This is a genomic window from Methylobacterium sp. E-005 (genome assembly GCF_022829725.1).
GTDB lineage: Bacteria > Pseudomonadota > Alphaproteobacteria > Rhizobiales > Beijerinckiaceae > Methylobacterium.
Genome location: NZ_JAKSYG010000060.1, coordinates 1 through 12,452, shown reverse-complemented (window position 1 = coordinate 12,452; position 12,452 = coordinate 1). Strand labels below are relative to the sequence as shown.

At 65.5% G+C, this 12,452-nt stretch carries 19 protein-coding genes; 18 read left to right on the top strand and 1 reads right to left on the bottom strand.

The window, feature by feature from the left end:
- Positions 1–12 precede the first annotated feature (12 nt).
- Positions 13–306 (bottom strand): hypothetical protein, encoded by a 294-nt coding sequence (locus tag MKK88_RS05770; RefSeq protein ID WP_243997764.1) that lies wholly within the window; start codon positions 304–306, stop codon positions 13–15.
- A gap of 112 nt (positions 307–418) precedes the next feature.
- Here MKK88_RS05770 and MKK88_RS05765 point away from each other — a divergent pair, with 112 nt between their 5' ends.
- From MKK88_RS05765 to MKK88_RS05690, 18 genes are all read left to right on the top strand, one after another.
- Positions 419–1,522: a hypothetical protein gene (locus MKK88_RS05765; protein ID WP_243997762.1), complete on the top strand. Its 1,104-nt coding sequence runs from the start codon at positions 419–421 to the stop codon at positions 1,520–1,522.
- A gap of 14 nt (positions 1,523–1,536) precedes the next feature.
- Positions 1,537–2,358: a hypothetical protein gene (locus tag MKK88_RS05760; protein WP_243997760.1), complete on the top strand. Its 822-nt coding sequence runs from the start codon at positions 1,537–1,539 to the stop codon at positions 2,356–2,358.
- Positions 2,359–2,365: 7 nt separating this feature from the next.
- A complete protein-coding gene (locus tag MKK88_RS05755; RefSeq protein WP_243997759.1) occupies positions 2,366–3,373 on the top strand; it encodes a hypothetical protein in 1,008 nt (335 codons plus the stop codon).
- Positions 3,374–3,397: 24 nt separating this feature from the next.
- Entirely contained in the window at positions 3,398–3,793 is a 396-nt protein-coding gene (locus MKK88_RS05750) for a hypothetical protein (RefSeq protein ID WP_243997757.1), read from the top strand.
- 29 nt (positions 3,794–3,822) lie between these two features.
- The gene (locus MKK88_RS05745; protein ID WP_243997755.1) at positions 3,823–4,254 is read left to right on the top strand and encodes a hypothetical protein; all 432 of its coding nucleotides are present in this window, start codon (positions 3,823–3,825) and stop codon (positions 4,252–4,254) included.
- 395 nt (positions 4,255–4,649) lie between these two features.
- Positions 4,650–6,686: a hypothetical protein gene (locus MKK88_RS05740; protein ID WP_243997754.1), complete on the top strand. Its 2,037-nt coding sequence runs from the start codon at positions 4,650–4,652 to the stop codon at positions 6,684–6,686.
- A 24-nt stretch (positions 6,687–6,710) separates the two neighbouring features.
- Positions 6,711–6,989 carry a hypothetical protein gene (locus MKK88_RS05735; RefSeq protein ID WP_243997752.1) on the top strand — a complete coding sequence of 93 codons (279 nt, stop codon included), beginning with the start codon at positions 6,711–6,713 and terminating at the stop codon, positions 6,987–6,989.
- 13 nt (positions 6,990–7,002) lie between these two features.
- Entirely contained in the window at positions 7,003–8,322 is a 1,320-nt protein-coding gene (locus tag MKK88_RS05730) for a hypothetical protein (protein WP_243997750.1), read from the top strand.
- Positions 8,319–8,675, top strand: coding sequence for a hypothetical protein (locus MKK88_RS05725; RefSeq protein WP_243997748.1), 357 nt, complete (start codon positions 8,319–8,321; stop codon positions 8,673–8,675). Before MKK88_RS05730 ends, MKK88_RS05725 begins: the two co-directional genes overlap by 4 nt.
- 51 nt (positions 8,676–8,726) lie before the next feature.
- Positions 8,727–9,227: an HNH endonuclease signature motif containing protein gene (locus tag MKK88_RS05720; RefSeq protein WP_243997747.1), complete on the top strand. Its 501-nt coding sequence runs from the start codon at positions 8,727–8,729 to the stop codon at positions 9,225–9,227.
- On the top strand, positions 9,224–9,757 hold the full coding sequence (locus tag MKK88_RS05715; protein ID WP_243997745.1) for a phage tail tip lysozyme: 534 nt from the start codon (positions 9,224–9,226) through the stop codon (positions 9,755–9,757). The genes MKK88_RS05720 and MKK88_RS05715 overlap by 4 nt, the downstream gene beginning before the upstream one ends.
- Complete coding sequence (locus tag MKK88_RS05710; protein WP_243997743.1) at positions 9,750–10,454, top strand: TIGR02594 family protein; 705 nt, start codon at positions 9,750–9,752, stop codon at positions 10,452–10,454. Before MKK88_RS05715 ends, MKK88_RS05710 begins: the two co-directional genes overlap by 8 nt.
- Positions 10,451–10,579 carry a hypothetical protein gene (locus MKK88_RS33750; RefSeq protein ID WP_279602094.1) on the top strand — a complete coding sequence of 43 codons (129 nt, stop codon included), beginning with the start codon at positions 10,451–10,453 and terminating at the stop codon, positions 10,577–10,579. Before MKK88_RS05710 ends, MKK88_RS33750 begins: the two co-directional genes overlap by 4 nt.
- A gap of 10 nt (positions 10,580–10,589) precedes the next feature.
- Positions 10,590–10,715: a hypothetical protein gene (locus MKK88_RS33745; RefSeq protein WP_279602093.1), complete on the top strand. Its 126-nt coding sequence runs from the start codon at positions 10,590–10,592 to the stop codon at positions 10,713–10,715.
- Between the two features lie 534 nt (positions 10,716–11,249).
- Complete coding sequence (locus MKK88_RS05705) at positions 11,250–11,504, top strand: hypothetical protein (protein ID WP_243997741.1); 255 nt, start codon at positions 11,250–11,252, stop codon at positions 11,502–11,504.
- 54 nt (positions 11,505–11,558) lie between these two features.
- Entirely contained in the window at positions 11,559–11,792 is a 234-nt protein-coding gene (locus MKK88_RS05700) for a hypothetical protein (RefSeq protein WP_243997739.1), read from the top strand.
- 9 nt (positions 11,793–11,801) lie between these two features.
- Positions 11,802–12,056, top strand: a complete 255-nt coding sequence (locus MKK88_RS05695) for a hypothetical protein (protein ID WP_243997737.1) — start codon at positions 11,802–11,804, stop codon at positions 12,054–12,056.
- A 6-nt stretch (positions 12,057–12,062) separates the two neighbouring features.
- Positions 12,063–12,335, top strand: a complete 273-nt coding sequence (locus tag MKK88_RS05690; RefSeq protein ID WP_243997735.1) for a hypothetical protein — start codon at positions 12,063–12,065, stop codon at positions 12,333–12,335.
- Positions 12,336–12,452 lie beyond the last annotated feature (117 nt).

Here is a 12,452-nt window from a genome sequence, read left to right as displayed (position 1 = left end):
GGCATGGGATCCTCAATAGCAGTTCGTGTTGACGGTGTTGCCGAGGCGCGTGCTTGTGCAGTTCACAGGCCGGTTGCCGGAAACTGAGCGCTGCACGTCGTCGAGCCCTTCGTTAATCGCGGCACGCTTTCGGGCGCGTTCGGCATCCTGGCGCTGCTGCTGCGCCAAGCGGCACTGCACATAGGCATCCGACCCGGGCCGCGCACCGATGCTTCGGCAGAAATCATCGGCCTCGGCAGCGCGCTGCTCCGTCGATTTGCACCCAGTGAGTGCCAACAGCGCCGCCGCCACGATCACGATCCGCATCACGCCCTCCAGATGGGGCGCGCAACCTAGACCGTTCAACCCGAGGTCGTAAATGGCATCCGGGCCACTCCCGTTTCTCGGCCAGACCGATAGCCCGCTTCTGAGGCGTTCCGTGCTGGACGACGTGACGGGCAATCCGCTGATCACGAGCGCGCCGACCGGTGAGGTTCGGCAGCGCGCATCGCTGCTGCCGCTGGGCGTCACGGACGATGGCAAGATGACACTCGCCGTGCCGCAGATGGCCTTCGACGCCATCGACTACGCGCGGGCTCCGCAGCGCGCTTACAGCGGCGAACTCCCGATTTGGGATCCGGCGACAGGTCACACGAGCGATGCTGCGCGAGACGCCGTGACCGGGCTGGCCGGGCTCGCAATGACGGGCTCGATGCCGTTCAAGGCGCCGGCCGGCGCAATCCGGTCGTTCGGCGGCGCGGCGACGCATAATGATATTTTGAAAGCGCTCGAAGCCGAAATTGCCAACTATACACCGAAGCCGCCGCCATCAGTCCCGGTGAGTACCTTTGACACATCGGGTTTGAAGCTCGACTGGGTCGACCGCAAACCGATGCAGGTTGACCCGACCGCAGCATCTTGGGACTTGTATCACGGTTCGACGCCGGGGCCCGACTTCGCTCGGTTCGACCCGAATATGAACAACGTCACATCTGAACGAGGAGCTGTCTTCTTCGCGCCAGAGCCACGAGCCGCAGCCGAGTATGCTGGACAGCCTGTCGCCGGCGCTGAAGCGGGATCGCGGGTATTCCGAGCAACGGTTGATCCCGGCAAGACAGGTGTTTTCGACCTCCCGCATTTGGCCGAGACCGATCCGGCTTTCAACGCGCGCGCCCGCGAGATCTATACCGAGGCAGGCGGCCCATCGGTGGGCGCACTCCATGATAGCTACATGGAGAGCTTCCGCAACAACCGTGTCGGCACGCGGGAGGCTAACCAGCAGGCAGAGGCTATGGGCTACGCGCCCAGCGTCCTTGATGGCCTCTCCTACGGCCATGGCCACATCGGCGCGGCTGTCGAGCGGGCAAAAGCCCAAGGTCTTGATACGGCCATTCTGCGTGGCCTTTCCGAGCACGGCGGCGACGATCAGGTCATCGCCCTCACCCCCGGTCGCGTGCGCTCCTACTACGACCCGTCCCAGCTTCTCTACAGCGGCGGGCCGGCCGGACTGGCGGGCCTCCCCTTCCTTGGCCGCGACCGCTAACCCGGAGCCGATCCTTGGCCTATTGCCCCCTCTCGGGGCTGCCCGTCTTCGACCAGGGATATCCGGTCGACGGCGCGCAGCTCTATGCCTTCGATGCTGGCACGACGACGCCTCGCACGCTGTACCTGACATCGGACCTCGATCCGACCAAGGTGCATCCGCGCCCCGTCGTGACCAGCGACGGTGTGCTGCCGGCCATGTGGGCCGGCGCTGGCAATTACGACGTGGTCCTGTTCGGACCGGACGGCGGACAGATCCGGCGCATCAACGGCCTGCGCGGCGAAACCGTGACCGCACCCGCGTCGGGGACTTTCGACCCGAACGCGCAGTTGCAGACCGGCGACGTGATCACCCGTCATGGCACCGGGTCGCGCACCGGCTTCGTGCGTGAGAATGGGCTGACGATCGGCTCGGCATCCTCGATCGCGACCGAGCGCGCCAACGCCGATTGCCATGCGCTGTTCGTGTTCCTGTGGGTGCAGGACCCGAGCCTTCAGGTGGCGGGCGGACGATCCAGTGCCGGTGCGGAAGCCGACTGGGGCGCGAACAAGACGATCGCCCTGCCCGATGGGCGTCTGCGCATCGAGATCGGCGTGCCGGACATGGGCAACGCCGACGTGACCGCGACGCGCGGCGCGGGCGGCCTTATCCCGAGCGGCGGCTTCGTTCTGGGCACGACCGGCGGTGAGGCCGGCCATTCGCTGACCGCTACGGAAGTCGGCGGCCAAGCGCCCGTCACAACATCCGGCGCGACACAGGTGGTCACGACGGCGGGCGGCACGGCGCACAACACGATCCCGCCCGTGATCGCCCGCACCCGCTACATCAAGCTCTGAGGCGACGATGCCGCTGCGCCGCTTTCAGCCCATTAGCCCCTCCGCGCAATGGTCGGAAACCTTTGCTTGGCGCGACCCGCGCACGGGCCAGCTCAACAGCCTCGACGGCGCAATTCTCACCCTCGGGCTCTACCGCCAAGGCGAAAGGAGCGCCTGGCGCTGGGATTACGGCCGCGCCGTCTCTTCGTGCGATGAGCGGCCCATCTTTGCCGCCCAAACTCAATATGACAACAGCGGCCTGTTCTTCATCAAGCCAGATCTGCTGCACGCCCAGATCGTCGCCCCGGCTGGGACGCTGAGGCAACTGCCGCGCGGGGCCGTCGAACTGGTCGTCTGGGCGACCGTGGACGGCGCCACCGATGAGATCGAGCGAGCGACGATCCAGGTTCTGGACGGCCCGCGCACGCTGGCTCTATCGATCATTCTGCCGCCGACGCTCGGTGACCTCACGCTCGCGACGAGTCAGGCTTTCGTCGGGGTGCCGTTCACGAGCCTGATTGTGGGACAAACCGCGGGCTCGACCATCACTGCGACGTCGAGCGACAAGACGGCGCTCAACGTCTTGAACGGCGCGATCTCGGGGACGTTCGCTGCCGCTGGAACGCCCACGATCACACTTGTCGAGACGCTAGCGGGGGCCATTGGCTCCCCGAAAAACTCCCAATCTGTCGCGTCTATCACGGTTGCACCGACCATCCTTACCGGCTTCCTCGCGGGTCAGGGGTCAGTCACCGGATCACTCAACGTCGTCGCAAATGTCGCGCTTGCCGGTGCCATCGTAGGAGCCGGGGCGCTCACCGGCGCCCTGTCCAACGCTTCACCGAGAAACCTGACTGGAGCGATTGCCGGCAACGGCGCTCTCAGCGGCGCCCTAACCGTCACAGCGGCAGGGACGACCGCACTTGTCGGAACCATCCCGAGCGGGGCTGCGCTTGCGGGCGCCCTGACAGTCACGGCCACTTCCGGCCTCGTCCAGACCCGCAAGGGTCGCATTGCTGCGGCGATGGCCGCGTAGCTACCCTCTCAAGGATATTAGGCCATGTCCGGCAATTCGACCTATCTCGCGCAGGCAGTTCTCAACTGGGCGCGCGGCACTGCTATGCCGACCGCCCCGAGCGCACTTTACGTCGCGCTGTTCAACGGCGACCCGACTGACGCCGGAACCGGTGGCACCGAAGTGACCACGAGTGTTCGCACTGCTGGCCGTGTCGCGGCCCCCTACGGTGCGCCGTCCGGCAAGGGCATGACGAATACGAGCGCGGTCAGCTTCGGCAACTCGGCCAACACGGTTGCCAACGTCACGCATTTCGCGGTCTTCGACGCGGCTTCCGGGGGCAACATGCTCGGGTCCAACCCGCTCGCATCCGGCGGTGGCGCCATCACGGCCGGCTCTACCGTCTCGTTCGCGGCCGGCGCCCTGACTTGGGCCGAGTGATCGCCCACTTGGATCGGAAGGATTGAGCCATGGCCGGAGCCGGCACGCTTCTCGTCACGCCCGACTCTTCGGGCACCACCATCAATACCCTGCCAGCACCTGGGCAAGACACGATGGCCGGCTCGCTGCCGGTCGCTATCGCATCGAACCAGTCGACGATCCCAGTCCGGACCACCGGCTCGGGGGTCGGCGCGCTCGCTGCCACTCCAACTGCCTCAACCAACGGAACGGCTCTCGGCACTATGCCAGCGGCAGCCAAGGGCGCACGTCTCTATGTGCAGCCGGGCGGGTCGATCACCTTCACCATCGCGGCCACGGCTCCGTCCGCTGCCCCGACCGGCCTGACGATCACGGTCGCCAACCCGTCCGCCAACACCGTCCCGACGAACTGGGATGAGGATCTGACGGGCGGACAGATGATCTACGTCACGGCCGGTTCCGGCCTCTTCCGCTGGTACTGAGGGAGGGCTGAGACATGGCAGTTCCTTCCCGCACCACGCAGGGCCTGATCGACCAGCCAGACGGCACCCTCACGGGGTGGACCGGCGATGCGACGTGGTCGTCCGAGACGACGCCCGCGATCGTCAGCTTCGATCCATCGCCCATCCCGGCGGCGGTGCCGTCCGTCGCCGGCTCTGACGCGGGCGGCAACCGCGAGAGCTTCACGTTCATTGACGACGACGGGACGTGGTACGAGTTCTACGGCGCCGGGAACGGCAACGGCTCCGACACGACGAACGGCCCTTGGCGGCCCCAGGTCCAGAAGTCGACGAACCGCGGACTGACTTGGACCAAGCTCGGCCAGCTCTCAATGAGCCGGACGAATGGCGCAGGTGGGACCTGGGCCTCGGCCGACATGCTGTTCTTCGAGAAGCGGGCGGGCGTCTACTATCTCCACCGCCTCACCGCAGGCGGGATCATATCGGGGCAGATCTGCGGCTCGCCCTACTCGTCTGACGTGTGGTCCAGTTCGTCCGTCACGGGCACCTACACCTACATCGGCGCCACCGTCGTGCCGGGTGCTTCGGGTGCTGCGGACTCCCGCGACGGCTACGCGAGCTGCATGGTGCTCGACGGCGCCGGCACCTACCACCTGTTTTACTCCTCCACGACTTCGGATCCGATCTATCAAGTCGGCCGCTCGACCGGCACGGCGCCGGGTGGCCCATTCACGAAGGTGTCGGCCGCCATCCTGCCCGCCGCCATCAAGGGGCAGCCCGAGAACCCGGAGGTGTTCTATCACTCCGGCCTCGGCTGCTGGGTGATGCTCACCAATCAGGTGAACGTGTCGGCCGGCAAGACCGTGAGCAACCGCGCCTTCTTCTCGGCGAGCCTGACGGACTGGAGCGCCGCCAGCTTCTGCGATTATCAGCGCATCTGCCCGATGGACGGCGCGAACGTGATCGGATTGCCGCGGGCCGCGCGGTCGTCGGCGGCCAACAACCTGCCGGTGATTGATACCGCCTCAAACGCCCTCGGCGCCGTTGCGCAGACCTACGATACCAATCCGACATCGGCCAACGACTTCAACCACGTCGGCCGCAAGATCCTCTGGAGCGCCCTGGAGCCGGCGGCCAAGGGTCTGCTGTTCACTGCACCGGCCGGTGCCGCCCCGCTGTTTCAAGACGACTTCTCGACCGAGACGGCCGGCACACTCGGCGGCCAGAATGGGTGGGTCGACTATTCGGGATCGAACGCGAAGCCGGTCGTGGTGGCGGCGAACGGTTCCGTTCCCGCTTATCTGAACATGCAGTCCAGCGTCGGCGCGAGCCTTGTGGTGAACACAAAGCCGGGCGTCGTGACGCAGCCGGCCGCGTTCTCGATGAAAGCGAACTTCGCCGCCAACTGCGGCGTCGGGTTCGTGTTCGGCTATGGCACGTCGTCCGTATCGTTCTTCCACTTCGACTTTGACGATGTCGGGTGTGCAATCGCCTGGGTGAACGCTTCTGGTTCCGAAACCACGCCGGCCTCGGTCAGCTACTCGTCCGTCGCTGGCGTCGACACGGTGTTTCAAGCCACGGTGCAGAACGGGACCATCGTCCTCACCGCCAACGGGACGAAGGTTCTCACCTACACGCCGACCGCCTCGGATCAGATCGCGTGCCTATCCAACGGCGGCTCCATCGGGTTGCGCAACGGCTACCCGGGGAACGGCACGCGCATTGTCAGATCGTTTTCTTACAGCGTCCCGGCCAGTGCGGGGGTGGCGAAGACGCTCACGCGGTCTCTAACGCACGCCAACTTCGTGGCGGAGTTCGCCGTGATGTTCGATACCAGCGTGTCGGGCGGATACTGCGATCTGTTCTATCGCCTTCAGTCGACGACCGACCTCAACAACGGCTATCGGCTGCGCCTGTCGGCCGGAACCCCGATCGCGAGTGCCGTCGCGGTGGATGTAGCCGGCGTCGACTATCCCATCACCGGCATGGGCACGGATGTGCAAGCGACGCAGGGCGTGCTGGCCAACTTCTGGCACCGGGTCAAGCTCACCGTTCAAGGCAACCGACACCAAGTGTTTGTCGACGGTGAGAAGCAGGCCGACTTCGTGGACGCGAACTTCCTTTCTGGCGTCGCCCTGGCACTCTCGGCCGCTGGATCGAACAGCCGCTTCCGCCTCATGTCGCTCCGCTCCGGCGATGAGGTCGCGGTGACGGGTCTCACGCCTGGGCAGGTGGTCACGCTGCGCGGCCCGGCCGGTATGCCGATCACCTCAAAAGTCGCGAAGAACGACACGGTGCTGCTGCGTGCCAACCACTACCCCCAGACCAGCATCGATGTCGGCGGCGTGGATGTGCTGGCCCCTTCGGGCGGCATCTGGGGCGGCGACGTGATCGCCTATCCCATTTCAGGCGGTGGCCAGCCGCTCCCGGGCTTCCGTCCGGGCTTCCACTAGTCTTCCTCAAGAAAGCCAGCACCCATGAGCGACAGCCAAGCGCTGCGCCGCTTCCCCGCGCTGATCCAGCAGGGGAATGGCATCACCGTGACTTATCAGGGGGGCATCTGGCGGATCGGCGCGAACCTCCAGAACCTCACCATCACCCCGACCGGAGCCGCCGCGCCCGTGAACCTCGCCGACACCATGGCGAACCTCATCGCGCAGTACAGCGGCACCAAGAACATCATCAACATCGACGACGGCTTCTACGACATTCCCGGCAGCGGGAATGGCTACTCGGCCGACGACGGCAGCTTCTGAGCCAGGGCCCGAAATGACCATTCAGAACGCACGCTCAAACACGTCGGGCAACGTCCCGCCATCGCTGCAAGACGGACAGATCGCCGTCAATCAAGCCGATGGCGTGCTGTTCACGCGCAATCCAGACGGAACCATTCGGCGCACGCTGCTGCCGAAGCGCTACGGCGTCGCGGACGCGGCCTTCACCGTGCGTGTGTTCGACACCTATGTCGGCCTCTCCAGCCTGACGGCATCTCGCGCCATCGTACTGCCGGCTGCGGCCGCTTATCCGGCCGGCCAGCCGCTCACGATCGCGGACGAGGCGGGCGCCTGCACGCCGACCGTCTTCGCGACCATAACCGCCGCTGGGTCGGACAAGATCAACGGCGTCGCCACCTACAACATGACGCAGGGCTTCCTCGGCATCATCCTGTTCTCGGATGGCGTGTCGAAGTGGACTGCGATCGCCCTGCCGGGCTCCGGCGCCTCCAACGCTGTTTTGTACGTCGCACAGGCACTGACCGCCGGGCAGCAGGATCAGGCGCGCCTCAACGTCAGCGGGGCGATCGCAGCCACCCCGACCGCCACCACGACGCTCGCGGTACTGGATTTCGCGCGCGATCAGTTCGTGACGGGCACCTCCACCCTGACCATGCCAGGGGCCTCGCCCGGCTGGATCAGCGGCATCGTCACCAACGACAACGCCGCGAGCGGCCTCGTCACCCTCGCCGTCCCTTCGGGGCACTCGCTCGACGGCGCCCTGAACGGCTCGCTGACGCTGTACCCGAGGCAGCGTGCTCGGCTGCGGCTGGTCAACGCTGGCACATGGCGCAGCGACTGGATTGACCGCTCTCCCGTCATCGCGAAGATCATCGTCGCCGCGTCTATCGCCTCGGTCGATATCCCGCTGCCGGTTGGCTATCCCTCATTCGAGTATTCGATCGTCAATCTGTCAGTTGATGCGGCGCAGGCCGTCTATATGCGCCTGTCCTACGACGGATCGACGTTCTTGTCATCGACCGGTTCGTACTTCTCAGAAGTCATCCAAGGATCCAACACGCGGGGATCGGGGACCGCAGCCCTCACATATTACGGTGCCAATGCTCAAATTGAGCTATTCGGGAATTTGGCGACGAATAATGCAAATAATACGGCGAGGGGACTGCTAAGCCCGGGCACATCCAGCAGCGTCAGCATAGATATTCACTCGGCCGCACATTTCGACAACACGGGTGGCATCAATAACGCCAATTACATCCATACAGGCGGCACCGGCCGCGCTCAGATCGCCCGCATCTACTCCGCCGCCAACATCCTTCCCGGCACCATCATCACCTTCCGAGGCATGCCATGACCGCCACGCCCATGCGGATCGACGTGACGGGGGCGCTTGTTCCCCTCACGGCGGATGAGATCACACAGCGCCAGAAGGACGCGGATGCGGCGGCGAACGCGGTGACGGCGGCGAGCATGCGCCTCGACTTCCTGACGTTCATGACCCTGTTCACCACCGCAGAGCAGACCGCAATCGTCAACAGCGCGGATCCCCGCGTGCGCCTGTTCAGCCTGATGGCCGCGGGCGCGCAGTACGTGGACCTGACGGACCCACGGGTCGTCTCTGGTACGCAACTGCTGGAAAGTCTAGGCTTGGTCGTGAAGGGCCGCGCCACACAGGTGCTGGCCGGACAGGCTGCGCCGTCGAACTGATCGCAGGCTGAGCCCTTAGGCCGCCGACGCTTCCCACAACCGAGAACTATCATGCACCGTCTTCTCGCGGGCGCGTTCGCGTGTCTGCTCTCTACCCATGCCTTCGCCGCCTCAGACGGCACAGAACCCGATCCTGTCCTGACGCCAGGGGCGGTGAGGACGACAGATCGTGCCGAGATCGTCGGTGAGACGACGGCACAGGTCCGCAACGTCTCCGGCGCCGAGAAGCTGGCCGTCTACCGCCGGTACGGGATGAAGGGTCCGCATGACGCGATCCCGGGGACGGACCACATGGCTCCGTTCGAGATTGACCATCGCCTACCTTTGTGCAGCGGCGGCTCCAACGACATCACCAACCTTTGGGTTCAGGCCGGGGACGGCCCGTGGACCTTCCACGACAAGGACCGGCTTGAGGATCGCGTCTGCGCGAAGCTGAAGCGCGGCCTCGTCACCGTCGAGCAGGCCCAGGCCGTGTTCCTCGGCGACTGGAAGGCCGGCTACGTCGCTGAGTTCGGCGGCGCCCCGCAGCATGACGGGGAGGCCGGCCGATGACCGCGCTTTTCATCCAGAAGGTCGGGATCTACGGCCCGCGCCTGATCCACGACATCGGCTTCGGCATGCTCGATTGCGCCGCAGCCTATGGCAGCATCGGCCACGAGAGCAACGGCTTCTTGGCCTATCACGAGGGTGGGCAAGCCCCTAGCCGTGGTGGCGTCTCCTGGTGCCAATGGACCGACGCCCGCCGCCGGCTGTTCGAAGCTTGGTGTCATCAGCACGGGCTCGCGCTCACATCCGACGCGGCTGGCTACGGCTTCCTCGTTCACGAGCTGACCGGATCCGAGGCCGGCGCCATTTCCGCTATGCGGCGGCACGCAGATCTACACGGCAAAGTCGTGGCTTTCACGGACGAGTTTGAACGCCCTCGCGTGAAGGCCATCGCGAGCCGTGAGAAGTGGGCTCGACTGGCTTTATCGGTCCTTCAGCCTGGGCACCACGAAATCGTCACGCCGCCACCCGTGCGGAAGGTCGCCCGCAAGCCTGTCGCTGACCGCCACCGCGTCGGGAAGCACCACCATGGCTGACATGATCGTCCCAGAGATCCAGCAGGCGCTGATCGCCCGCGGCTACGACCTCGGCAAGGACGGGGCTGACGGCGATGCTGGCCCGAAGACCGTCACCGCTCTGCGCGCTTTCCAGAAGGTCGCCGGCCTCGTACCGGACGGCATCGCCGGTCCGATGACGCAGAAAGCGCTTGCCGCCAACGACATCAGTCAGCGGCGCGTCGCTGATGATCAGCCGGCGTGGCTCACGCTGGCTGCGGCTGAGAACGGCATAGCCGAGGGCGCGGGGAAGAAGAACAACCCGCGGGTGGTCGCATACTACAAGGATGCGGGCTTCCCAGGCATCAAGAACGACGCTGTGGCTTGGTGCGCGGCCTTCGTAGGGGCGATGCTCCACCGAGCGGGACAGAAGCCCTCAGGCAGCCTCGCCGCGCGATCCTACGAGCGCTGGGGCATCGGGATCAAGCAACCGGTGCTGGGCTGCATCGCCACCAAGCGGCGCGGCAGCGGATGGCAGGGGCATGTCGGATTTGTCGTAGGCGCCAGCAAGACCGAGATCTTCCTCCTCGGCGGCAACCAGTCCGACGCGGTGAACGTAGCGGCATTCGATCGATCAGACATCACTGCCTACCGCTGGCCTTCCGGCGTGCCGATCCCAACGCAGCCGCACCTTCCGACGACCGTCGCGGGCGCCAAGGCCGGCGTGAAGGAGTCGTGAACCTCCCTGATCCCGACGACCCCGATTTCAAAGCCGAGGCCCACGTTCTGCGGTGCCAGCTTATCGCGGCGATCTGCTTCGTGCTCGGCTTCGTCTGCCTCGTGATCGCGTACCTGACAAATTGAGGATCCCAACATGACCGAGAAGCCGAAGAAGCCACTGCCGCCTATGCCGAAGCTGCCGCCGCCGAAGTACACGGCTCGACCGAACCTGCTGATGCGGATCGGCAGTTGGTTTTTCGAGAGGCGGACGGGGAAGTGAAGGTCAGTGCGGGCCGCCGCTAGCCATCCTTCCGGGTAGGATCCGCCCAGCACGCTGGGTCGGAGCAGGGCGACGGCCCGCACCGCCAGATAATGCCCGCCTACGGGCGTAGCGGATAGATCAGGACGGACCGGTTTCGACACCGGCTTGCGGTCGCCTACCGCCACTTGCCTTTCGGCTGGTGGACTTGAGCTGCGTGTCCTTCCACGCCGCCGCACTGACCTACCGAATATAGCCGATCCGCGCTCGCAGGCAAAGGCTCGCGCTCTCAGTCAAATCCTTCCGAGTCGGCGGAGAACAAGCAAAAGCCCCGGCCGCATCCTTTGGCGCACCGGGGCTTCGCTGGCAATTAAAGCGCGGAAGTCGCTGGCCAGCGCGACCCCGGAAGTGGCGTCGCAACTCAGCGACCGCCGCCTGGAAGGCCCCGAATATAGCATTTAGCCCGCTGAACACAAGCGGGCTTGCGTAAGCCGAAACACGCTTCCGCTGAACACAATCCGAGCCGGCGGTCTCCGGCATCCAGTGAGAACCCCCATGTCCTTCCTGTCCTCCATGCTCACCTTCCTCGTGAAGGAGGCGCCGCACGCTGCCGAGGATCTTCAGACCCTCAACAGCCTGACCAAGCAGATCCGCGATCTAATCAACAAGCACCCGACCAACACGCGCGAGGGCTTCGCGACGCTCACGGCGCTGGAGACGGTCGCTCAGCAGGGCTTCCAGTTCCTGGCGGCGCACTCGTCCATGGTCGCCGCGCCGGGCAAGTCGGCCACGCCCGCCAAGAAGTCCTGACGCACCACCCCCCTACCCCTCCCCGCAAGAGGGAGGGGAACATCGGAGGCCGTCATGGCTCGCCAGTATCCATTCCCATTGCCGCACAAGATCTCCCCTGCCGAGGGCGCCACTATCAGCATGGCGCTGAACATGAAGGCGGTTCACGACGCCCTGCCGCGCCTGCCCGCCGCCCTCGTGGCGAAGCTCCAGACGTGCAGCCTGTTCACCCATCCGACTTTCACCAAGGCCGAACTCGACAGTGTGCCGGACGACCTCTGGCTGAAGCTCGCGCCGCATCTCGGCTGAGAGGACCCCATGCCCAAGTTCCGCAGGAAACCTGTCGAGATCACGGCAGAGCAGTGGTTCCCCGATAACGGCGTGACTAAGGGGGTCCACTGGGAGCAGCGCTGCGGCGACGATGGCGAGTTTCTGCACCCCTACGTCATCACGGCCCATGAGCAACGCGCCTACTTGGCGCCCGGCGACTGGATCATCCCAGAGCCGAAGCCGGACCGCTTCTATCCGTGCAAGCCAGACATCTTCGCCGCAACCTACGATGCCGTGGAGTAGAATGCCATGACCCCGCAGAGCATCGCAGCCATCCGCATCGTCATCGTGGCGATCGGAAGCATCTTGGTCGGTCGCGGCATGGTCTCTCAGGAGACGATGAACACCCTGACCGATCCCATCTTCATGACCGCGGTTGCCGGCGGCGCCGCTGCGCTCATCTCGGCCGGCTACGGCATCTACAGCCGCCGCCCGCACGGCATCATCAAGGACGCCGCCGCGCTGCCTCAGGTGGACGCTGTCGTGGTCAAGCAGAACTCCCGTGAGCGATGGCGGGATTGATCGTGTATTTCGCCACGTAGCGCCGCGCGCGCAGATTGTCCGTGCCGGTGGCATCGCCGGGGAGCGCACCGCGCTGGCGCTTCATCTTGTCGGCGGTCTGCCACGTGCGGATGATGA